Origin of the sequence: Streptococcus macedonicus ACA-DC 198, assembly GCA_000283635.1 — a bacterium.
Classification (GTDB): domain Bacteria; phylum Bacillota; class Bacilli; order Lactobacillales; family Streptococcaceae; genus Streptococcus; species Streptococcus macedonicus.
On record HE613569.1, the window covers coordinates 1,596,896 to 1,617,684 of the forward strand.

Annotated in this window: 23 protein-coding genes and 1 pseudogene; 5 read left to right on the top strand and 19 right to left on the bottom strand. The window is 37.5% G+C overall.

All coding sequences use genetic code 11. The features are described 5' to 3' along the window. Window positions 1-165: 165 nt before the first annotated feature. The 3 genes and pseudogenes from SMA_RS07955 to SMA_RS07965 all read right to left on the bottom strand — a co-directional run bounded on the left by SMA_RS07955 (window position 166) and on the right by SMA_RS07965 (window position 5,030). Window positions 166-1,398, bottom strand: coding sequence for an aminoacyltransferase (locus SMA_RS07955; RefSeq protein WP_014295068.1), 1,233 nt, complete (start codon window positions 1,396-1,398; stop codon window positions 166-168). 196 nt (window positions 1,399-1,594) lie between these two features. Further along, window positions 1,595-3,598: a methionine--tRNA ligase gene (gene metG, locus SMA_RS07960; protein WP_014295069.1), complete on the bottom strand. Its 2,004-nt coding sequence runs from the start codon at window positions 3,596-3,598 to the stop codon at window positions 1,595-1,597. A gap of 118 nt (window positions 3,599-3,716) precedes the next feature. After that, window positions 3,717-5,030 (bottom strand): annotated as a pseudogene (locus SMA_RS07965) (MATE family efflux transporter). 126 nt (window positions 5,031-5,156) lie between these two features. Between SMA_RS07965 and SMA_RS07970 the strand changes: the two are divergent. Then, entirely contained in the window at window positions 5,157-5,705 is a 549-nt protein-coding gene (locus SMA_RS07970) for a TetR/AcrR family transcriptional regulator (RefSeq protein WP_014295070.1), read from the top strand. Here the strand turns inward: SMA_RS07970 and SMA_RS07975 are convergent. Both SMA_RS07975 and SMA_RS07980 read right to left on the bottom strand, forming a co-directional pair. Then, window positions 5,694-6,332 (bottom strand): SdpI family protein, encoded by a 639-nt coding sequence (locus tag SMA_RS07975; RefSeq protein WP_014295071.1) that lies wholly within the window; start codon window positions 6,330-6,332, stop codon window positions 5,694-5,696. The genes SMA_RS07970 and SMA_RS07975 overlap by 12 nt on opposite strands. Then, entirely contained in the window at window positions 6,322-6,600 is a 279-nt protein-coding gene (locus tag SMA_RS07980) for an autorepressor SdpR family transcription factor (RefSeq protein WP_014295072.1), read from the bottom strand. Before SMA_RS07980 ends, SMA_RS07975 begins: the two co-directional genes overlap by 11 nt. Window positions 6,601-6,810: 210 nt before the next feature. Here SMA_RS07980 and SMA_RS07985 point away from each other — a divergent pair, with 210 nt between their 5' ends. The 3 genes from SMA_RS07985 (at window position 6,811) to SMA_RS12215 (ending at window position 9,155) form a co-directional block, all read left to right on the top strand. Further along, a complete protein-coding gene (locus SMA_RS07985) occupies window positions 6,811-7,641 on the top strand; it encodes an exodeoxyribonuclease III (RefSeq protein ID WP_014295073.1) in 831 nt (276 codons plus the stop codon). 205 nt (window positions 7,642-7,846) lie between these two features. Next, window positions 7,847-8,332, top strand: coding sequence for a TetR/AcrR family transcriptional regulator (locus SMA_RS07990; protein ID WP_014295074.1), 486 nt, complete (start codon window positions 7,847-7,849; stop codon window positions 8,330-8,332). Between the two features lie 334 nt (window positions 8,333-8,666). Further along, window positions 8,667-9,155: a hypothetical protein gene (locus SMA_RS12215; protein WP_014295075.1), complete on the top strand. Its 489-nt coding sequence runs from the start codon at window positions 8,667-8,669 to the stop codon at window positions 9,153-9,155. A gap of 114 nt (window positions 9,156-9,269) precedes the next feature. Here SMA_RS12215 and SMA_RS08000 read toward each other — a convergent pair whose 3' ends face one another. From SMA_RS08000 to serC, 6 genes are all read right to left on the bottom strand, one after another. After that, window positions 9,270-9,626 carry an arsenate reductase family protein gene (locus SMA_RS08000; RefSeq protein ID WP_014295076.1) on the bottom strand — a complete coding sequence of 119 codons (357 nt, stop codon included), beginning with the start codon at window positions 9,624-9,626 and terminating at the stop codon, window positions 9,270-9,272. A gap of 12 nt (window positions 9,627-9,638) precedes the next feature. Next, window positions 9,639-10,124, bottom strand: coding sequence for a methylated-DNA--[protein]-cysteine S-methyltransferase (locus tag SMA_RS08005; RefSeq protein WP_014295077.1), 486 nt, complete (start codon window positions 10,122-10,124; stop codon window positions 9,639-9,641). A gap of 58 nt (window positions 10,125-10,182) precedes the next feature. Then, a complete protein-coding gene (locus tag SMA_RS08010; protein ID WP_014295078.1) occupies window positions 10,183-10,410 on the bottom strand; it encodes a DUF6440 family protein in 228 nt (75 codons plus the stop codon). A 98-nt stretch (window positions 10,411-10,508) separates the two neighbouring features. Beyond that, window positions 10,509-11,687, bottom strand: coding sequence for a 3-phosphoglycerate dehydrogenase family protein (locus SMA_RS08015; RefSeq protein ID WP_014295079.1), 1,179 nt, complete (start codon window positions 11,685-11,687; stop codon window positions 10,509-10,511). 45 nt (window positions 11,688-11,732) lie between these two features. Then, entirely contained in the window at window positions 11,733-12,281 is a 549-nt protein-coding gene (locus SMA_RS08020) for a GNAT family N-acetyltransferase (RefSeq protein WP_014295080.1), read from the bottom strand. Window positions 12,282-12,351: 70 nt separating this feature from the next. Next, the gene (serC, locus tag SMA_RS08025) at window positions 12,352-13,443 is read right to left on the bottom strand and encodes a 3-phosphoserine/phosphohydroxythreonine transaminase (protein ID WP_014295081.1); all 1,092 of its coding nucleotides are present in this window, start codon (window positions 13,441-13,443) and stop codon (window positions 12,352-12,354) included. A 135-nt stretch (window positions 13,444-13,578) separates the two neighbouring features. Between serC and SMA_RS08030 the strand changes: the two genes are divergently transcribed. Beyond that, a complete protein-coding gene (locus tag SMA_RS08030) occupies window positions 13,579-14,217 on the top strand; it encodes a copper homeostasis protein CutC (RefSeq protein WP_014295082.1) in 639 nt (212 codons plus the stop codon). A gap of 130 nt (window positions 14,218-14,347) precedes the next feature. Here SMA_RS08030 and SMA_RS08035 read toward each other — a convergent pair whose 3' ends face one another. The 8 genes from SMA_RS08035 to SMA_RS08070 all read right to left on the bottom strand — a co-directional run bounded on the left by SMA_RS08035 (window position 14,348) and on the right by SMA_RS08070 (window position 20,729). Then, window positions 14,348-14,689 (bottom strand): P-II family nitrogen regulator, encoded by a 342-nt coding sequence (locus SMA_RS08035; RefSeq protein ID WP_014295083.1) that lies wholly within the window; start codon window positions 14,687-14,689, stop codon window positions 14,348-14,350. Between the two features lie 56 nt (window positions 14,690-14,745). Then, window positions 14,746-15,981 carry an ammonium transporter gene (locus tag SMA_RS08040; RefSeq protein WP_014295084.1) on the bottom strand — a complete coding sequence of 412 codons (1,236 nt, stop codon included), beginning with the start codon at window positions 15,979-15,981 and terminating at the stop codon, window positions 14,746-14,748. Window positions 15,982-16,378: 397 nt separating this feature from the next. Next, the gene (gene rsmI, locus SMA_RS08045) at window positions 16,379-17,245 is read right to left on the bottom strand and encodes a 16S rRNA (cytidine(1402)-2'-O)-methyltransferase (protein ID WP_014295085.1); all 867 of its coding nucleotides are present in this window, start codon (window positions 17,243-17,245) and stop codon (window positions 16,379-16,381) included. A gap of 6 nt (window positions 17,246-17,251) precedes the next feature. Then, window positions 17,252-17,572 carry a DNA replication initiation control protein YabA gene (gene yabA, locus SMA_RS08050; protein WP_014295086.1) on the bottom strand — a complete coding sequence of 107 codons (321 nt, stop codon included), beginning with the start codon at window positions 17,570-17,572 and terminating at the stop codon, window positions 17,252-17,254. Next, window positions 17,565-18,365, bottom strand: a complete 801-nt coding sequence (locus SMA_RS08055; protein WP_014295087.1) for a PSP1 domain-containing protein — start codon at window positions 18,363-18,365, stop codon at window positions 17,565-17,567. The genes yabA and SMA_RS08055 overlap by 8 nt, the downstream gene beginning before the upstream one ends. After that, the gene (locus tag SMA_RS08060; protein ID WP_014295088.1) at window positions 18,362-19,237 is read right to left on the bottom strand and encodes a DNA polymerase III subunit delta'; all 876 of its coding nucleotides are present in this window, start codon (window positions 19,235-19,237) and stop codon (window positions 18,362-18,364) included. Before SMA_RS08060 ends, SMA_RS08055 begins: the two co-directional genes overlap by 4 nt. Before the next feature lie 10 nt (window positions 19,238-19,247). Next, window positions 19,248-19,883, bottom strand: a complete 636-nt coding sequence (gene tmk / locus SMA_RS08065; protein WP_014295089.1) for a dTMP kinase — start codon at window positions 19,881-19,883, stop codon at window positions 19,248-19,250. Between the two features lie 186 nt (window positions 19,884-20,069). Then, window positions 20,070-20,729: a CBS domain-containing protein gene (locus tag SMA_RS08070; protein ID WP_014295090.1), complete on the bottom strand. Its 660-nt coding sequence runs from the start codon at window positions 20,727-20,729 to the stop codon at window positions 20,070-20,072. Between the last annotated feature and the right edge of the window lie 60 nt (window positions 20,730-20,789).

The following is a 20,789-nucleotide window of genomic DNA, read 5'->3' on the forward strand; positions in this document are numbered from 1 at the left end:
TTCCTTCGATAGTCCACTGGACTGTCGAACCTGCCGACGGCTCAAACCATCCACTGGATGGTTTGAGGTCTGAGCCTAGAAATAAAAAAGCGAGGAACTTAAAGAAAGTATCAAAAAAACTTTTTCTCCAGTCTAAACTAATCTAGTATAGGTTGATTTCATAGGTTATCGTCCTAAGATTTTCTTTAAAAACGTGATTGCCTTATACAACATTGGACGTGGATAATAACGGAATGTTCCCATTTTGCGGACAATATAGCCATTAAAGTTTTGTTTGAAACGAAGAACACCATCACTACCATCGAAAATCCCTTGAATACCAAGGAAAGTATAAAAATGAATGCCACGATTTAATGCTTCTGTCATCACGTGTTCTTGAAGGGCGACAGGTGCATAGAATTTGTTAAATTCCGTATAAGAGCCACTAAAGAGATAAACAGCTTCTTGTGGTGTGTAAATAAAGAGACTACCTGCCAAAACCACATCTTCTGAACCATGTTTTTCAATTAACTCTTTGGCTTCGTTGATACGAACATCAAAGGTTGCAATTTGTTTATCTAGTTGTGCCTTTTGTTTATTGACCTTAGCTGAGTTAACACCGTAAGCAATTTTTTGATTTAAAACAGCTAGTTCAGAAGCAATCGTTTCACGGCTAGCCTGAAGATTATTAAGATAGTCTTGGAAATTAATCGTTGCAATCATAAATTCGCATTTATCACCAAAACTATCGTAAAAAGCTTCATAATAATCTAAAGGTTTATCAACGTATTCGCGACGTTCTGAAGTCGATGCTGTAATTTCTTTAAAAATGTGGAGTTCATCACGCTCTAGACGACGTACTTTAATACCAAAAGAATTTGTTTTATTAGCTAGCGGACGTCCTTTTTTGCTAAATGACTTACGAAGCGTTTCAGGTGTCAATCCTGTCAAATCTTTGACATAATGCCAATCTGGCTCGCCACCAGGATAACCAGTTTGCAGACCATCAAAGTGATAGCCAAGTTCTGTCAGACACGTAATCAGTTCAGGCTTTTCGTCGTCATTTGGCTCACCATGACTATCAAATGTTTGATAAGTATCGTAAGGCTTGACAATCAGTTCAAGCGCCCCATTTTCCTTGACATAAGCTTGTAATTCTCTGTAAAATTCAGCCAGATAAGCCGTATCTGTCGAAGCAGGACCCGAATTAATTTCCATGTGAAGTCCGCCTGTCATCGGCATGCTGTACAAAACACCCGCCACTTGAATAGCTCCATCTGCTTCCAAACCTAGAAAAGTAATGTCAAACCCACGTTTTTCAAGCAAATCCGCCATTTCAACAGATTGCATAAACGAACGTTCTTTAAATGTGGCACTCACTTGTTCATAATCTTCTCGTGATAAAATTTTTAAAGTCATGTTTGTTTTTCTCGATTCTAATTCACCATAATAAAATTCGCCATTAAAAATTATCAAAGGAAACTTAAATGAAAATTAATTGTCATTTTTGAAATTTATTTTCATTTTTTGCGAATTTCTTTTCATAAAAACACAAGTTAAATACCCAGTTACCATTATAGGTACTGAGTATTTTCATTATCTTTTGTGACAATTATTAACCAATTTGGCTACCGTTTGGAACGCTTGGGTCAACTGTTAAAACAGTCAAGTTGCCATCATGTTCAGCCGATAAAATCATTCCCTGACTAAGCAAGCCCATCATTTTACGTGGTTTCAGATTAGCAACGATTTGCAATTTTTTACCAATGAGCTCTTGTTCATTTGGATAGAATTTTGCAATTCCTGAAAGGATTTGACGGTCTTCCCCGTCGCCAGCATCAAGACGGAATTTGAGCAATTTTTCAGAACCTTCAACTTTTGATACTTCTTTGACTTCTGCGACACGGATTTCTACTTTGTCAAAGTCATCAAATTTGATAGCTTTCTTTTCATTTTTTAGCTCAACATTTGCTGGATTCCATTCTTTTTCTTCTGTCGCAGCTGCTGTTCCACCCATGTTAGCTTTGATATAGTCGATTTCAGCTTCCATGTCAAGGCGTGGGAAGATTGGTGTTCCTTTGGCAACAACTTTAACTCCTTCTGGGAAGCCTGCAAGAGTAAGATTTTCAAGGTCAAAATCACTTCCTAGACCAAGTTGTTCCATAATAGCGTTTGATGTTGTCATCATAAATGGTTGAATAAGGTGAGCCACCACACGAAGACTAGCTGCCAAGTGAGCCATTACTGCTGCCAGTTCATCACGTTTAGCGTCATCTTTTGCAATAACCCAAGGAGCTGTTTCATCAATGTATTTATTTGTACGTGAAATAATGCTCCAAACCGCATCAAGTGCGCGTGGGTAGTCAACAGCGTTCATTTGTTTATGGTATTCAGCGAGTTTTTCTTCGACAACACCTGCCAAATCAGCATCAAATGCTGTGACATTTTCAACGTAAGCTGGAACATCGCCACCGAAATATTTATTAATCATGGCAACTGTGCGGTTAAGAAGATTTCCAAGGTCATTTGCCAACTCATAATTGATACGTCCAACGTAATCTTCTGGCGTAAATGTTCCGTCAGAACCAACTGGAAGTGAGCGCATGAGGTAATAACGAAGTGGGTCAAGTCCATAGCGTTCGACAAGCATTTCTGGGTAAACCACATTACCTTTAGATTTAGACATTTTACCGTCTTTCATGACAAACCAACCGTGGGCAATCAAGCGGTCAGGCAATTTCATGTCTAACATCATGAGCATAATTGGCCAGTAAATTGAGTGGAAACGTAGGATATCTTTACCAACCATATGGAAAACTGTTCCCTCGTTCCAGAATTTATCAAAGTTTGCGTGTTCTTCTTGACCATAACCAAGTGCCGTAGCGTAGTTAAGAAGCGCATCAATCCACACGTAAACAACGTGTTTTGGATTTGAAGGCACTTTAACGCCCCATGTAAATGATGTACGACTGACAGCCAAATCTTCAAGACCTGGTTCAATGAAGTTCTTGATGATTTCGTTCATACGACCATCAGGTTGGATGAAATCAGGGTGTGCATGGAAAAATTCTACCAAGCGGTCAGCATATTTTCCAAGACGTAAGAAATATGATTCTTCTGAAACCCATTCTACTTCGTGTCCAGAAGGGGCAATCCCGCCGATGACTTTTCCATTTTCGTCACGGAAAACTTCTTCTAATTGGCTTTCTGTGAAAAATTCTTCATCTGACACTGAGTACCAACCAGAATACTCACCCAAATAAATATCATCCTGTGCCAACAATTTTTCAAAAACATCAGCAACGACTTTTTCATGGTAATCATCAGTTGTACGAATGAATTTATCATATGAAATACCGAGCATTTCCCAAAGTTTTTTAACATCAGCAGCCATACCGTCAACATAAGATTGTGGTGTAATTCCTGCTTCTTCAGCTTTTTGTTGAATTTTTTGACCGTGTTCATCAAGACCAGTCAAATAAAAAACCTCATGGTTCATCATGCGTTTGTAACGTGCTAAAACGTCACAAGCAATTGTTGTATAAGCTGAACCAATGTGAAGCTTACCAGATGGATAATAAATAGGTGTTGTAATGTAAAATGGTTGTTTACTAGTCATTTTCTTTCCTTTCAAATAGGAGCTAATGAAACTCCTTTATTGATAACACTTTATTATAACATAAATTTATAGCTGATTATAGATAAAATCGCATAACAATGCGAAAAAATCCTAGCAATCACGCCAAGATTTTAGTGACTTTATTAAAGCGATAAGATAGAAAAATAGCTCGAATGGCTAAATCAATTAGAATCGATAACCAAACACCTGCAATGCCTAAACCAAGATATTGTCCTAAGAGAAATACACCAACCACGCGTATTCCCCACATACCAATAATCGTACTGTAAAGAGGTGTTTTGGTATCTCCCATTCCTTGAAGAGCTCCCGCTAAAATCAAACTAATTGCTAAAACAGGTTGGATAAAACCATCAATTTTCAAAGCGATGCCCACTTGGGCAATCGCAGAGCTATCAGAGGTAAAGAAAGTGGCAAAATAAGCTCCACCAAAAAACAGAAATAGTCCGAAAAATCCTAAGATAACAACGCCATAAAGGGTTGACCAAAAACCAACTTGACGAATTTTATGATAATCTTTTTCACCCTTTGCCATACCAATCAAAACAGCTGCTGCCGTTGCTAAACCATAAGCTGGCATGTAAACAAATGATTCAATTGAACCTGCAATATTATGGCTGGCGTACGTTTTACTACTAAACGCAACAATCAAGCTCATATAAACCACTTGTCCCAAACGCATGACCAAACGCTCTGCTGTCGCCGGAATGGTCAAGGAAATCAATTCCTTATCTTTACAGTCAAACCGTAGGTCATCTTTTTGTAAAGCGAGTTCTTAGGCTTGTAATTTTTTAAACAACAAAACCGTTCCAAAGATTCTGGCAATTACTGTTCCAATCGCTGTCCCCAATATTCCAAGTCCAGCAAACGACCCAATCCCAAAAATCAAAACATAGTCAACACAGATATTCGTCACATTTGTGATAGCTGAAATCGTCATCGGTGACTTGGTATCACCAGTTGCACGAATAATACTTGCTAAAACAGTCATCAAACTATTAAAACACGTCAATCCACCAACAAGGTAAAAATAAGTTTTGGCTGCTGCCAATTCTGTTGCATCAAGCCCCATCTAAAGTAAAAGATAATATCCAAACAGCAACGCTACCAGTCCCAAAACCAAACTAACAATGAGTTCTAAATAAATCGACTGAACAGCAACGCTCTTTGCAGCTTTACTATTTTTTGCACCAATATTTCGCGATACCAGTGCTGAACTTCCAACCCCAATGGCAATGTAAACCGCTAAGTAAACATTAAGAATTGTATTAGAAACACCTACTGCTGTCACCGCTGTCAAGCCAAGCTTTGCATTCATCAAGGTGTCAATAAAGCCCACCAAGGTCTGTAAAATATTTTCAATCGTTGCTGGTATCGCAAGATTTAAAATGGATTTATGTAATGTATTTGTCATAAGATTACTTCTTTCTTTAAATTATCTCTATTATCTTAAACTTTTAACTTTAAAACCATACGCAAAAATATTATAATGTTCAATAATAGACAAAAAAGAAAAAATGTCCATTTCAGGAGAAATCTCATGACACGTCAGGAAGTCAAAACACAGGAAGCCATTTTTACCGCATTTTTTGATTTATTAGCTCAAAAATCATTTCACGATATTCGCATTATTGAATTATGTCAGAAAGCTAATATTGGTCGTTCAACCTTTTATAGTCATTTTACGAGCAAAGATGATTTGCTAATCGCTGTTTGTCAACAGCTTTTTCAACACGTTTTTGTGACTTCTTCGCTTGCTGAACATCAAACCAACCAATCCTTACACAAAGGCAGCCTTGAAGAACAAGTAACTCACCTTTACCGACACTTCAAAGAAAATGCTGATAAAATGACAACCCTTTACCAGCTGGAAGATGATTATTTTAGTCGCAGTCTACAAGCAGAACTTCAAAAATATTTGGTTCCCATTCTTAAGCCCATTTACTTTAAAGAAAACGCGTTACCTGACCAACTGTTGGACCAATATATTATTGATACTTTTTTAACAACGCTTAGCTGGTGGCTACACGCCCAACCAGACCTCGAAGCTATTGAAATCACACATTATTACCTGAAATTACTTGCTTGAGTGACGACTAAGCACAAACGAATAAAACACTGGCACAATAACCATTAAACCAATAACACCACCCAAAACATAAGGCAAAGCAAGTTGGAAAAAACTATCAAATAAAAGAAACAAGCCACCCAGCACCCAAATCTTACTAGCAAAACGGTGCGTTTTATACCAATTGCGGTCATCAGAAAGTGTCCATGGCAAACGAATGCCAATCGTATAATTTCGTTGTGTTTTAGGAAGGTAATTTCCAATAAAAATAAAAATGATGCCCAGAAAAGCAGTTACAAGTGCCGGACTACTTTCGATAACTCCAAGTGCATTCGCATAAATCGACAACTGGACAATTAAACTAAGAAAAGGAATGAGCCACGCATATATCTTTACCATACGAGCTGGCGTGGTAGCTTTAACAGAATCCTTTTCTAACGATACTAACACAATCAATTGAAAAAGTAAGAAAAGTATCGGAAAAGCAAAGATGGCAAAAATTTTACTATTATAACCATCGGCATTTCCACTAATATCAAAATGTGTCGCCATTTGACTTGGCAATTGATTCCACAATAAAATTCCGATAAGAACTGGTAAAAGAATGACAAGACTTGTCTTAACCAAACTCTTTTTATTAATCTTCATCTCCTGACTCCCCCTTTAAATCCGCTAACCATGTCATAATATCTTCTAAAACTGACGTACTTAATTCGTAATAGATAAAATTTTTCTCACGTTTCTCAACAACTAAACCAGCCTTTTTCAAAATATTAAGGTGGTGAGAAATTGTTGCACCTGCAACGTCAAAATGTCCAGTGATATCACCTGCTGGCAAGCGTTCTGATTTTAATAACTCCAGAATCTCTCGCCGAATTGGGTGTGATAACGCTTTAAAAGTCTCTGCAAATCCCATAGCTGTCTCCCTTCGTTATTTAGAAAATCTATTTAGATGTTTTTCTAAATAGATTAGAACACTTTTTTCATCTTTTATGGTAAGAAAAAACCACCTTTCAAATCATCAAAGTCGCGTACTATTTCTTTTTTTGTTAAAATAGGGGGTAACGATTAGATTTTTTAGAAAGAAGAGAATCTTGTTTTCCTACAAGGTTCTGGTAGCTTAGTTATGAAACTTATTTCGTGGAATATTGATTCACTCAACGCTGCTTTGACTAGCAATTCTGCACGCGCTATTATGTCTCGCGCTGTTATTGATACCTTGGTTACTGAAAATGCTGACATCATTGCCATTCAAGAAACAAAATTGTCAGCCAAAGGTCCGACCAAAAAGCATTTGCAAATTTTACAAGATTATTTTCCTGAATACGAGGTCTCTTGGCGTTCATCTGTTGAGCCTGCCAGAAAAGGCTATGCTGGTACCATGTTTCTCTACAAAAGTAGCCTGACACCAAGAAGCATTTCATATCCCGAAATCGGTGCTCCTGACAACATGGATAGTGAAGGGCGCATTATCACCCTTGAATTTGACAAATTTTTCGTCACACAAGTTTACACCCCAAACGCTGGTGACGGTTTAAAACGTTTGGCTGAACGTCAAATCTGGGACGAAAAATACGCGGATTACTTGGCAGAATTAGACCAAGTAAAACCAGTCTTGGCAACAGGTGACTACAACGTCGCTCACAAAGAAATTGACTTGGCACACCCAAGTTCAAACCGTCGTTCTCCTGGCTTTACCGACGAAGAACGTGCAGGATTCACCAACTTACTAGCAAAAGGTTTTACCGACACTTTCCGCTACATCCATGGCGATGTTCCCGGTGTTTATAGCTGGTGGGCGCAACGTAGCAAAACAAGCAAAATCAACAATAGTGGCTGGCGTATTGACTACTGGCTCACATCAAGTCGTATCGCAGACAAAATCACAAAATCAGAAATGATTGACTCAGGCGCACGCCAAGACCACACACCAATTGTCTTGGAAATTGATTTATAACCCACATAAAATCTCCTAAGTTTTTTAGCTTAGGAGATTATTTTTATTAAAAAACCAAGCCTTCTTACTTTTCACTTTTAGGGCAGCTGAGAGCAAGTAGCACCTTTACAAGAATTTGTCGAATTTAAATGTCTAAAAATAATAGCTTAACATACATCTTGTGAGATTTTTTTGTTAAAATGGTCCTAGAAATAAGGAAACATTTATGACGCATTCTGCTCAAGAAAAACTCAAACAAAGTTTAATTCTATTACTAGACGATTTTGATTTTGACCAAATCTCAATCAGTAAAATCTGCAAAGAGGCAGGTGTTCACCGCTCCATTTTTTATGCCTACTATGACAACCAATCTGATTTACTAGAGGATGTCATGGCTTACCTTGCAGATATTTTCACAGCCGAATTTATATCACTTCAAGAAACCTTTGAAGCTGAAAAAGAACGTGACAGTTTGCTTGATTCTTACTATCTTCTGCCTTACCTAACTTACATTAAAAATCATCAAAAACTCTTTAAAATCTACCTCAAAAATCCCACTGATTTTCAGCATGAGAAAGTTGTTGAACAGCATATTAACGAGCAGTTTCTCAATCGTTACCACGCCAAGGGATTTACCGATGAAAAGATGATTTGCTACATGACACACTTCTACACCGCTGTATTCGTCGGATTATCGTCGGATTATCTATGACTGGGTTATGGACGATTGCCACGACGACATTACCTACATTATCAAAATCATTCATACCATTATTTTTTAGGAGGGGCTTTTGGAAACTATTTAAAAATCACTTGCGTTATTTAAAAAGCATCGCTTGATTTTTCTAGGACTTAATCTACTGATGATAATAGCTGGCGTTTTGGTAATTTCTCATCATTTTAGCAATGTTATACTCGTTGATTTTCTATCCGTATTTTCAGGAATAATAGCTGCGCTTGATACTTGGCTAATCATCTGCCTCATACGTCTTTTTCTAAATCATTTTGCACTCTTAAAAAATAATTAGTTAAAGGCAAGAATTTCTATGACAACAGGTGCTATTTATAATGCGTTTTATGTCATAATGTCGCTGGTGTCATGTTTTGCATTGCAATCTGTCTGGTATCTCATCTACGCCGCTTACCACCTACTCTTTGCAATCGCGAAATTTTACACAAGACAAAGTATGCAGCGCAACAAAAGGGACAGCTGGAAATTTTATCAATATGTCGGCTACTTTCTGATTATAGCTGCCTTTATTTTCCATATCATGGTCATTTTTGTTTCACAACACGATGACAATATCGGAGTTGCCTATCCATTTTTAGTCTATCTCATTGCACTAGCTACTTTTATTAATCTCGTCAGTTCAATGATTCAGCTATTTCGCCTTCGTAAAAGTAGCTCTGCTTATCTCAAGGCAAGTAAAAACATTTCCTTTGCTTCTTCACTCTTTTTCCTTCAAACCATGATGCTAAGACAATTCAGTGGTCCAGCCGATGCCACTTTAGCTGGCTTATTACCATTATCCTAGGCACCTGCGTTTTTTCAAGCCTCCTCATTTTAGGAATCCCCATGATTATCTCAGGTAGGAAAAAAGCCTAATTTCTCCACATAAAACCACTTTCTATAACGAAAGTGGTTGATTTTATTTTTCTAGCAATTCTGCATAGGATTTGCGGTGACCAAGTTGTAAGACTTGATTATCTTTAACCAATACTGGGCGTTTGATGAGCATACCATCTGAAGCCAAGAGGCTTGCTGCCTCATCAATTGACAAACTATCGATTTTATCTTTTAAGCCAAGTGTACGGTAGACTTGTCCGCTAGTGTTGAAAAAATTCTTGATAGTATATGTTGAATTTTCAATCCATTCTTTCAATTGTTCTACCTTAGGTGTATCGACTGTAATATCGACAGCTACAAAATCAACACCTAATTCTTGCAATTCCGCCTTAGCACGGCGACACGTACTACATTTTGGATATTCATAAAAAGTAAACATTTCTTTCTCCTTCTAAAAATTAGCTTTCTCATGTTCCAATAGCCAACACTTTCGCTCTACTCCGCCAGCATAGCCTGTTAATTGCCCTTGATTTCCTAAAACACGGTGGCAAGGAACAATGATAGACAAGGGATTTTTACCTACAGCCCCACCAACGGCTTGCGCCGAACCACAGTTAATTTTTTCGGCAATTTCCCCATAGGTCATTGTCTCTCCATAAGGAATTTGTGCTAAGACTTTCCAAACTTTCCTCTGAAAAGCCGTACCATAAGGCACCAAGGTCAATCGACTCGGGTCTGGATTTTTACCAGCAAAATAATCATCCAACCAAACTTTTGCCTCATCTAAAAAAATGGTCGTTTCTTCAATAATTTTTTCGCGTTCATAACCATATTCAAAATACTTTTGTCCTAGAAAATAGCAACCTAAGAGCTCTTTTTCATTAGCTAATACTACTATTTCTCCTAACTCAGACTGATAAACCAAATTTCTTAACATTTTATCACTCCCACTTAATCCATATGCCTAATAGAAAAAGCAAGCTCTGCTTCCTTATCTATAACTGATGGTTCTGCCATTCTGTATTAATCTTAGGTGTCCCATCCGCATTAAGTAAAGGTGTTATCACCGAAGGATCACCTAGACCAGCCGTCACTCCAAGATATTCTACTCCAGTTTCACGGCCAACTAACAGAACCAAATTTTGTTTTTTGTTATCAAATCGAACACTGAAAAATTGTTCTCTTAACTGTTTTTGGTATTTTTTTAACTGCTTTTTATCCATAAACTATCTCCCCCCTAATTTTGAAATCGTTTTAACCATTATAGCAAAAAAAGAAAAAAAGAGCTGAGAAATACTTCCAACTCTTCCAATCTCTATTGTTATTTTTTCGTGATTAAACGTACACGAACGATATTATCGCTAGCTTCAAAATTAGCAACTAAGTGATCAATTTTCGCCTTATCAGTTTCATCAAGGTCAAGTAGCGTATAAGCATAGTCACCTTTTGAACGATTGATGATATTATCAATATTAATGCCTAAGTCAGATACCGCTGTTGAAATTTTAGCAACGATATTTGGCACATTTTTATTAATCAATGTGATACGATACGGTGCAGTCAATGCTTGATGAACATTTGGAAAGTTAACAGAGTTAGTAATCTCACCTGTTTCCATAAATTGACGAATTGTCTTACCAGCCATAATCGCACAATTAAGTTCAGCTTCAGCCGTTGAACCGCCTACGTGAGGGAAAACTGTGATTTTATCTTTGTTAAGCAACTCTTCTGTACCAAAATCGGTAATGTAACGTTTCACAACACCAGCTTCAATAGCTTCAAAAAGTGCTGCATTGTTAACCAATTCACCACGCGCAAAATTGATAACAACCGTTCCTTTTTGCATCAAACCGAACGCTTCACTATCAAATGTATGGCGTGTTTCATCTGTCAAAGGCACATGAACAGTGATATAATCAGAATTCGCAAAGATTTCTTTAACATCAGCCACACGTTTGACGTGATGAGAAATATTCCAAGCTGTTTCAATAGAAACATATGGATCATACCCTAGAACATTCATACCAAGACGTTGTGCATAGTTAGCAATACGACCACCGATAGCACCAAGTCCGATAACGCCTAGCATTTTACCAGAAATTTCATTACCAGCAAATTGTTTCTTACCAGCTTCGACTTGTTTTGAAACATCATCACCAGAAAGGGTGTTTACCCACGCATTAGCAGCGATGTAGTCACGCGCTGACATCAAGATAGAAGCAAGAACCGCTTCTTTTACAGCATTAGCATTTGCACCAGGCGTATTAAAGACAACAATCCCTGCTGCCGTTGCCTCATCAATCGGAATATTATTTGTTCCTGCACCTGCACGCGCAATCGCTTTTAAATTTTCTGGAAATACTGTTCCATGCAAATTTTGACTACGAAGAATATAGGCATCTGGATTTTTCGCTAAATCACCATCAATTTGGAAAAGATTTCCTAATTCTTTAAGCCCTACTTGATTAATATTATTAAACGTTTTAACACTATATACCATTTATTTCACACAAAGGCTACAAAAAGCCTTCCTTTTCCGTTATTGTTAATAACTATGATGATCAGCCTCGTCAACTTCTTGATAGAGAGCATTCTCATCCTTAGTTTTAATTTTTTGATAAGCTAGACGTTCACCATCAATTGGCACTTTTTCACAATAGACATAACCAAGGTTCTCAAAAATGTGTTGCATGGCACCATTCTTTTCATGGGTGTCACAACGGAAATCATGCCCCTCAGTTCCTTCAATCAATCCTTGAAGAAATGTTTGAGCAACCTTTCGACCAGTCACGCTAGACAAAATAGCAACACGGTGAAATGTGATGTAACGGTGATTATTGTGTTTCCACTGACCATCGTAAATCTTGTCATAAGCAGGGTCACCATCAGTGATAACAGCTGCATAGGCTACAATTTGCCCATCTAATAAGGCTACATACCCTTGACCAGTCAAAACGTCATCATAAATCGTATCCTCATCAGGATATTTCCCTTGCCATTGATTACTACCGCTTGCTGCCAATTGTTTTCGTGCGTCCTCAATAACGAGCATGATTGGGTCGACTTCATTGGGAAAAGCTTGTCTAATTTCCATATTATTACCTTTTCTAATGATTATGAATCTATTTTATAACAAATTCGATACGGAAGTGGTAATAAAACAATTATTTATTTTCAGCCTCAAATTTTTTCATGAATTCAATCAAATCAAGTACCCCTTGATGTGGGAATGCATTGTAAAGACTAGCACGCATACCACCCACAGAGCGGTGACCTTTGATATTTTTAAATCCAAGCGGTGTTGCTTCAGCAACAAATTTAGCATCAAGTTCTTTACTTGGTGTTACAAATGGAATATTAGCCACTGAACGTTCTGCTGGATTTTTAACAGGGTTTGTATAGAAGTCAGATTGGTCAATAAAATCGTACAACAAACCTGATTTTTCGCGGTTAGCAGCTTCCATCTTATCAACACCACCGAAAGCTTTCACCCATTCAAAAACAAGTTTTGCAATATAGATGTTATAGGCAGGTGGTGTATTGTAGAGTGAACCCGCTTCTGCTTGGATACGGTAATCAAGCATAGCAGAAAGCGTTGGTTCATCATTCAAGAAATCTTCACGGACAATGACAACTGTAACCCCTGCAGGACCAATGTTCTTTTGGGCACCTGCATAAATCAAAGCAAAATCTTCAACGTTGTAACGTACAGCCAGAATATTTGAAGACATATCCGCTACAATTGGCACACCATTTGTATCAGGAAGATTATAAATAGATGTTCCTTCAATTGTATTGTTTGTTGTGATGTGAACATAAGCAGCTTCTGGGTCAATATCTTTTGAATCAAAAGTAGGGATATGATCATATACTGTATCTTCAGATGATGCTAGTAGCAATGGTTCAAAAGGAACAGTTTTGGACAATTTAACAGCTTCTGCATAAGCTTTTTTACCCCACGAACCACCAACTAGATAATATGCCTTACGTCCCTTAGCAAGGTTTAAAGGAAGCATTGTAAATTGCGTAGATGCACCACCTTGAAGGAACATCACTTTATAATTATCTGGAATAGCCATTAATTCACGCAATAATTGTTCTGCTTCTTTAATGATATTATCAAACTCTTTGGAACGGTGGGACATTTCTAAAACACTCATGCCGCTACCTTGGTAGTCAAGCATTTCACGCTGTGCTTGTTCAAGCACTGGTTTCGGTAACACTGCAGGACCTGCAGAGAAATTGTAAATTGTCATAAAAATACCTCCGTATAATGGTATAAATTATAACACAATTTTCTGAATCTTGTAAAGATTTTTGAGATTTTTTACTCAAAATATTTATAAATAATCATGATATAATGATAAGTAGTAAATAATTAAGGAGTCCAAATGATTATCAAAGAATTTTGTGCTGAAAATACAACACTTCTCAATCAACTCGATCAGTCTGTTAAACGTGTTGAACTTTGTGATAATTTAGCCGTTGGAGGCACAACGCCATCTTATGGTGTTATCAAAGAAGCGGCACGCTACCTGCATGAAAAAGACATCGCACTAGCAACAATGATTCGCCCTCGCGGTGGTAACTTTGTCTATAATGATAGCGAACTTCGCATCATGGAAGACGATATTCTTCGTGCCGTTGAACTTGAAAGTGACAGTTTAGTTTTGGGATTATTAACAGAAGATAATCACATCGACCAAGACGGTATCGAACAACTTCTTCCTGCCACACAAGGATTGCCACTTGTTTTTCACATGGCTTTTGACCACATTCCGCTTGAAGAGCAAAAAGAAGCACTCGACCAATTGGTTGAATTAGGCTTTACACGTATTTTGACACACGGGTCTGCTCAAAATAATAACATTTTTGAAAACATTGCTCACCTTAAAGACCTTGTTGATCATGCTGACGGTCGTATTGAAATCATGATTGGTGGTGGTGTCACAGCTGATAATTACCAAGAACTTATTGAAAAAACAGGTGCCCAAGCTGCGCACGGAACAAAAATTAATTGCGTCTTGTAAACAATAACTATATAAACAAAGAAGCTGGACAGTTTTGTCTCAGCTTTTTTATACAAAAAAACCGAATCCTTTAAGAATTCAGGTTTTCTACCACTATTTTTGCTTGACTAAACTTCGGAGATTTTAAAACTTAAACGGCATCACCACCTCGTTCTCCTGTTCGAATACGAACAACTTCTTCAATCGGAAGAATAAAAATTTTACCATCTCCGACTTCACCTGTACGAACAGCTTTGCAAATGATATCCACAATTTCATCAACCGTCGCATCATGTGTCACAATTTCAACTTTTACTTTCGCAAGCAAAGTTGGCACAATCTTTTGACCACGAACATATTCTGCAAAACCGCGTTGGTTTCCATAACCAAGCACTTGACTGACTGTCATTCCCTTGGTAAATCCTGATTTAGACAAGGCATCTTTGAGATCTTCCAAACGGTCTGAACGGATAATCGCCTCTATTTTTTTCATAATACACTCTCTTTCTAAACGTTTCTATTTAGCTCAGATTTCTAACTATCCTTTAATTATGAATCAAGCCCCATAAATGTTGGGTAAGCTGTTTCTCCATGCTCACTATCATCAAGACCAATAACTTCCGCACGATCCTCAACACGAATACTTGTGAAGATTGAAATCACTTTAATAATAACAAAAGTTGCTACCGCTGACCAAACAATTGTAAAAATGATAGCTGCTATTGTTACTAGAAATAAATGCGCATTACCATAGATTAAACCGATATTATTTCCGTCAAGAGCGAGTTCTGGTGTAGTGAAAAGTCCTGTTACCAAACCACCAAAGATCCCTCCGATACCATGACAACCAAAGGCATCTAAAGCATCATCATAACCGAATTTACTCTTAAGAACTGAAATCGCAAAATAACAAACTGGGCTAACGCAAAGACCGATGAGAAGAGAGCTCCAAGTTGAAACAAAACCTGCTCCTGGCGTGATAGCGACAAGCCCTGCTACCAATCCTGTTGAAGCACCGACAAGTGAGAATTTTCCAGTTAACACTTTTTCAACAAGCAACCAAGACAACATTGCTGCCGCAGCTGAAATGTGTGTTGTGACAAAGGCATGGACTGCAAGACCGTCTGCTGCAAGGGCAGAACCAGCATTGAATCCAAACCAACCAAACCAGAGAAGACCTGCACCAAGGAAAACAAATGGTACGTTATGCGGACGGTATTCTAAACGGTTATAATCTCGACGTTTTCCAAGTACCAATGCCAAAACCAAACCTGAAACCCCAGAAGTAATATGAACGACATCACCACCAGCAAAGTCAATTGTTCCCCATTGAGCCAAAAGTCCTTCATCCCAGACCATATGAGCAAATGGGAAATAAACCAAGAGAAGCCAGAAAATGATGAAAATAATCAAAGGTGTAAAACGCATACGTCCTGCTGCCGCTCCTGTTAAAATGGCAACTGTAATGATTGGAAACATCATTTGGAACGCTGAGAATAACGCATCAGGAATTTCTAAACCACGTGTGCTAGCCGTTTCGCTAACACCATTGAAAAAGAGATGCGAGAAATTACCAATTAGGCTTCCTTCACCACCAAATGAAAGGGAATACCCACAAATCATCCACATTACTGAACCAACAGCAATCGGAATCACACACATCATCATTGTATTAATGACATTTTTGCGTCTCCCTAAACCACCATAGAAGAATGCTAAACCTGGTGTCATCAAAAAGACTAGGCTAGCACAGATAATCATAAAAGCTATACTTCCTGCATCCATATCAAAAACTCCTTTTATATTTTAAGACTTTAAACCTTAAAGTCAATTTCTAAAATACTACAACAAGTGTTGCGAGATTTTATGTTAGATAATATAACATTATTTTTTGGTGAAGTAAAGTGTTTTTTGCTAAATTTTCTAAATTTTCTGTATATATCACATAAAATGTTAGTCGTTTTAGGCATTAAAAAACACTCTTTTTCCCTTGATAATACTGATTTTATCGATTATATCATTTGACATAGAAATGTTAGCTAAGTCGCTGTTTCTGATATAACTATAAATGTTATATTTTCTAACGTTAAATTGTGAAATATAAGTAAAAAAGCTTTGAAGATAAAAACCACCGATGATAATTCCATAATCATCGGTGGTTGTCTCAACTGATTAATAATCTTTAAAGTTGATGATAAGTATTATAAACTTCTTGGCGGTTTAAACCATAAATTTTAGCTATTTTTTTAATGGCTTGATTTGGTTTGTCCCCAGCTTCGACTAACTGAGCAACGAGTTCAGCAGGATTGATATCTTCTGGCATTTCTTCTGATGTTACTGTCTCGTCTTGACCAGATACAACGATTAAACATTCTCCTTTTAAAGGATTTTGGGCAATGTATTCCAAAATTTCTGAGATGTATCCGCGCTGATATTCTTCATAAAGTTTTGTTAACTCACGAACCAAAACGATTTTTCTGTCACCATATATTGCTAACATATTGTCCAATGTATCTGCGACACGGTAAGGTGATTCATAAAAAATTTGTGTTTCAGGATACTGTTTCTTAGCTTCAAAAAATTCCTTCTGCTGCTTAGCTTTTCTTGGCAAAAAACCGTAAAAAATATGCGGTTGCGGTGCTAAGCCACTCGCAATAAGCGCCGTAATCCCAGCAGAAGCCCCTGGGATAGCAACGACAGGAATCTCTTCAGCGATAGCTACTTTTACTAAATCATGACCTGGATCAGAAATAGAAGGCATCCCAGCATCAGACACTTGTGCCAAATTTTTTCCTTCTTTCATCAGAGCAATTAATTCAGGAATTTTTTCATAGGCATTGTGTTCATGAAAGCTAATTTGCCTGGCTGAAATGTCGAAATGTTTCAGCAAAAGCCCTGTATTGCGAGTGTCTTCTGCACAGACAAAATCAGCATTTTTTAGTATTTCCACGGCACGATAAGTCATGTCTTGCATATTGCCAATTGGTGTTGGGACAAGATACAACTTGCCGTAGGTTGTCTGATTTTTAAAACTTTTTTGTATTTTCATAGGCAGTTACTCCCTATCTAAAACTTCCATACAAAACATACATTCTCCATCGTTTTCACGACGTTGACCATAGTAGTCATTGCAAATATGGAAACCATCATGGTAAATGCCTTCGATATATCGTTTTCCTTGCTTAGAAGATTTAGCTGGCGTATCTTGCTCAAGTTGAGCTAGGCGCGTTCGAATTTTATCATTTTCAAGACGCAAAGCTGTATTTTCCTCTAGGAGCGATTGCACTTGCTTTTTCATGGCTTCAATTTCAGCCAAGGTAATCATTAAATTTTGTGAAAAACCATCAAAGGCATCAAACAATTCTTTTTTATCCACGTACTTTGACCTCCTCTAAAGCATAGGTTAAAAGCGTGTGTTTTTCCGGTAAACGAACTTTGACGGTATCAGAAAACACACCAATCCCCGCAATAACTCCCAAGCCATCAGCTGTTTCAATCTCCGTTCCCACATCAGGGAATTTCTCCTTAGAGGTTTTATAAAAGTCATCTTCAAAACTCAAACAACACATCAAACGTCCACAGATACCTGCTGTTTTTCCTGTGCTGAGTGACATTCCTTGATTTTTGACCATTTTAATAGATACAGGTGGAAATTCTCCCAAGAAGCTTGAGCAGCAAAGGGCACGACCACATGGTCCAACACCACCATAAACCTTAGCTTCTTCGCGACTATTGATTTGGCGAAGTTCAATTCTTGTTTTGAAATGACCTGCTAAGTCACGTAGCAATCGACGAAAATCAACACGTTCTTCTGCTGAAAACGTGATAAGCACATAGCTTCTTTCCAATGGGAAAATAATATCAATCACTTTCATTTTTAGGTCATTGGCTAAAATCAGCTCATTAACCGTTGAAAACGAATGCTTCGCTAAGTCAATATTTTCTTGGAATGCTTGTTTATCTTTTTCGTTGGCAAGACGCGTCACAGAATCCATCTCAGCAGGTAATTTGACCTCATCGATGACTTCGTTACTAGTGACAACTTGCGCCAAACGACACCCTTTTTTATTTTTGACGACGACGTAATCGCCGAGTTTATATTTTTTATTTGGTAAAACATAGACAATACTGCCTGTTTCTTCGTATTTTACGCTCAATACTTCTGTCATGAAATCACCATATATTCTAGCACATTTTGGAAGCTTACATTGCTTTTCCACATTTGTTGCGCCTTATAACTTTTTTCTAAATAAAGCAAACTTTCTTTTTGTTTAAATTGCTTGGCTAAGAATAGCGGCAAGAGTTGAAAAACAAATTCTTGGTCAGATTTTTCTAAAGCAACTTGAACCAAACGCCCTGTTTCTAAATAAGCTAGCATTTTTTCCTTAAACAGAACCGTAACAAAACGCTCACAAGTTTGAATGACATCCAATATTTTTTTATCTTGCATCAATTCATCAAGGTCCTTCGGTGTTTTTGCCAATTCTGCTAATATTTCTGCTTGTGTTTTCAAAACTCCAGCTTTTTCAGCTTGCTCAATCAACAGCGGCTTATTTTTCGGAAAACGGAAAATCTGTGTTCGACTTTTAATCGTCGGCAAAACCTTATTTTCATCACTAGTCAACAAAATCATGTAGGAAGAACTTTGCGGCTCTTCAATGAATTTCAAAAGGCTATTTGCAGCATTAACATGCATTTTTTCACAATCTTGAATGATGAAAACTTGTGATTTACCTTCAAAACCTGAACGTGAGAAATTGCGCATCAATTCACGAATCATATCAGTTTTGATAACTTGCCCGCTTGGTTTGACAATCTTAACATCCGAAAATTCATTTTCAGCAATTAACTGACACTCACGGCATTCTCCACATGGCAAACCATCTTGGAGATTTTTGCAAAAACGACTTTTAGCAAGATAAAGAGCAAAATCAAAGCTCGCAAAATCCCCTGAAAAAAGATAGGCGTGGTTCATCCTATCTGATTTCAAAATCTGATTAAACTCTTTAAAAAGTTGGGGTTGCAAGTGCTCTAATTCCATCTAAATCCCTCTACTCATTTTTTGCTAACTGTTCAAGAATAGTATGAAGTGTCTCTGACACAACATCTGCCAATTCACGCGACGCATCAATAGTCACAATACGTTTTTCTTGTTCAGTCAAGACTAAATAACCTTCTCGAACACGCTTGTGCATGTCTAATTTTTCCAAATCAAGTCGGTTAACTTCACGCTCAGCATTTTTAGCAATTCTGGCTAAACCAATTTCTGATTCAACATCAAAATAAAGCGTCAAGTCTGGTTTTCTACCGTCTGTTGCAAAGTCATTTAATCTCGTAATGATATCTTTATCCAAGCCACGTCCAGCGCCTTGGTAAGCGATTGAACTATCAATAAAACGGTCAATCAAGACCACTTTACCAACCTCTAAAGCTGGCAGAACCTTCTCAACATAATGTTGACGTCTTGCTGCCATATACAAGAGCAACTCTGCCTTACTATCCATAGCAACGTGATTGACATCTAAGATGACATCACGAATACGCTCTGCAATTTCAACACCACCAGGTTCACGTGTGGTTACAATATCATAGCCCTTTTCTTGCAAAACTGGAAGAACTTGTTCTAAAACTGTGGTTTTTCCAGCCCCATCTGGACCTTCAAATGAAATAATTATACCGTTTTTCATGAAAATTCCTTAAAATTCTTTCTACGCTTCTATTTTAACAAAAAACAGGCAAAAATAACACTAGCAAATTCGCTAACTTATTGGATTCAAGCATAAAAAGTTAATAAACATGACTTTACATCTCGTCGCTCAAAAAAACAGAACCTAGTTTGAAACTAAATTCTGCTCTCTCAGTTAGATTACCAATCAATCCAATGATTTTGCTTCTGTTAATTCAATCGCATCAACTTGAATGCCTTGGTTAAGCAATTTTTCACGCAAATCTGCAACGTCAGCTTTACCATCGATTTGGATTTCAATAGCAACTTTTCCAGATTTACGAGTGGCAACAACGGTACGTTTGATATTGAGATTGTCGTTTGAAATCGTATCTACAATTTTTGCCAAAGTTCCAACCGTATCATCAGCCGAAATAGCCACGCGAATACCCTCTTCGCCATAACCAGAAATTTCAAGAAAAGTTTTGAAGATATCTTTATCTGTGATGATACCATAGACTTGGCTACTTTCGACAACAGGAACAATTCCAACACGATTTTTCATCATGGTATAAATCGCATCTTCTAGACTTGCGTATGGTGAAACCGTCACAACATCGCGAATCATCACGTCACGAATTTTAGTTTTATTAAGCAAATAATTCATCTCATAAATTGACAAAGTCGTTGCTTTTGAAGGACTAGCTTCTGCCATTGTTCTTTCGGTAACAATCCCGACAAGCTTATCATTTTCGATAACAGGTAAGCGACGCAAGCCTTGTTCTCTCATCATATCAGCCGCATGTGCGACTGTTGTATCAGGAGACACATAAATAACTTTTTTAGTCATAAAATCTTTTACTGCCATAACAATTCTCCATATTATTTTCTTGTTATTATTATACCACAAACCGCAAACGGTTTCACC

Coding starts and splice junctions, on each gene's coding strand:
- SMA_RS07955 (WP_014295068.1), bottom strand. CDS start 1,398: ATGACTTTAAAAATTTTATCACGAGAAGATTATGAACAAGTGAGTGCC.
- metG (WP_014295069.1), bottom strand. CDS start 3,598: ATGACTAGTAAACAACCATTTTACATTACAACACCTATTTATTATCCA.
- SMA_RS07970 (WP_014295070.1), top strand. CDS start 5,157: ATGACACGTCAGGAAGTCAAAACACAGGAAGCCATTTTTACCGCATTT.
- SMA_RS07975 (WP_014295071.1), bottom strand. CDS start 6,332: ATGAAGATTAATAAAAAGAGTTTGGTTAAGACAAGTCTTGTCATTCTT.
- SMA_RS07980 (WP_014295072.1), bottom strand. CDS start 6,600: ATGGGATTTGCAGAGACTTTTAAAGCGTTATCACACCCAATTCGGCGA.
- SMA_RS07985 (WP_014295073.1), top strand. CDS start 6,811: ATGAAACTTATTTCGTGGAATATTGATTCACTCAACGCTGCTTTGACT.
- SMA_RS07990 (WP_014295074.1), top strand. CDS start 7,847: ATGACGCATTCTGCTCAAGAAAAACTCAAACAAAGTTTAATTCTATTA.
- SMA_RS12215 (WP_014295075.1), top strand. CDS start 8,667: ATGACAACAGGTGCTATTTATAATGCGTTTTATGTCATAATGTCGCTG.
- SMA_RS08000 (WP_014295076.1), bottom strand. CDS start 9,626: ATGTTTACTTTTTATGAATATCCAAAATGTAGTACGTGTCGCCGTGCT.
- SMA_RS08005 (WP_014295077.1), bottom strand. CDS start 10,124: ATGTTAAGAAATTTGGTTTATCAGTCTGAGTTAGGAGAAATAGTAGTA.
- SMA_RS08010 (WP_014295078.1), bottom strand. CDS start 10,410: ATGGATAAAAAGCAGTTAAAAAAATACCAAAAACAGTTAAGAGAACAA.
- SMA_RS08015 (WP_014295079.1), bottom strand. CDS start 11,687: ATGGTATATAGTGTTAAAACGTTTAATAATATTAATCAAGTAGGGCTT.
- SMA_RS08020 (WP_014295080.1), bottom strand. CDS start 12,281: ATGGAAATTAGACAAGCTTTTCCCAATGAAGTCGACCCAATCATGCTC.
- serC (WP_014295081.1), bottom strand. CDS start 13,443: ATGACAATTTACAATTTCTCTGCAGGTCCTGCAGTGTTACCGAAACCA.
- SMA_RS08030 (WP_014295082.1), top strand. CDS start 13,579: ATGATTATCAAAGAATTTTGTGCTGAAAATACAACACTTCTCAATCAA.
- SMA_RS08035 (WP_014295083.1), bottom strand. CDS start 14,689: ATGAAAAAAATAGAGGCGATTATCCGTTCAGACCGTTTGGAAGATCTC.
- SMA_RS08040 (WP_014295084.1), bottom strand. CDS start 15,981: ATGGATGCAGGAAGTATAGCTTTTATGATTATCTGTGCTAGCCTAGTC.
- rsmI (WP_014295085.1), bottom strand. CDS start 17,245: ATGAAAATACAAAAAAGTTTTAAAAATCAGACAACCTACGGCAAGTTG.
- SMA_RS08055 (WP_014295087.1), bottom strand. CDS start 18,365: ATGACAGAAGTATTGAGCGTAAAATACGAAGAAACAGGCAGTATTGTC.
- SMA_RS08060 (WP_014295088.1), bottom strand. CDS start 19,237: ATGGAATTAGAGCACTTGCAACCCCAACTTTTTAAAGAGTTTAATCAG.
- tmk (WP_014295089.1), bottom strand. CDS start 19,883: ATGAAAAACGGTATAATTATTTCATTTGAAGGTCCAGATGGGGCTGGA.
- SMA_RS08070 (WP_014295090.1), bottom strand. CDS start 20,729: ATGGCAGTAAAAGATTTTATGACTAAAAAAGTTATTTATGTGTCTCCT.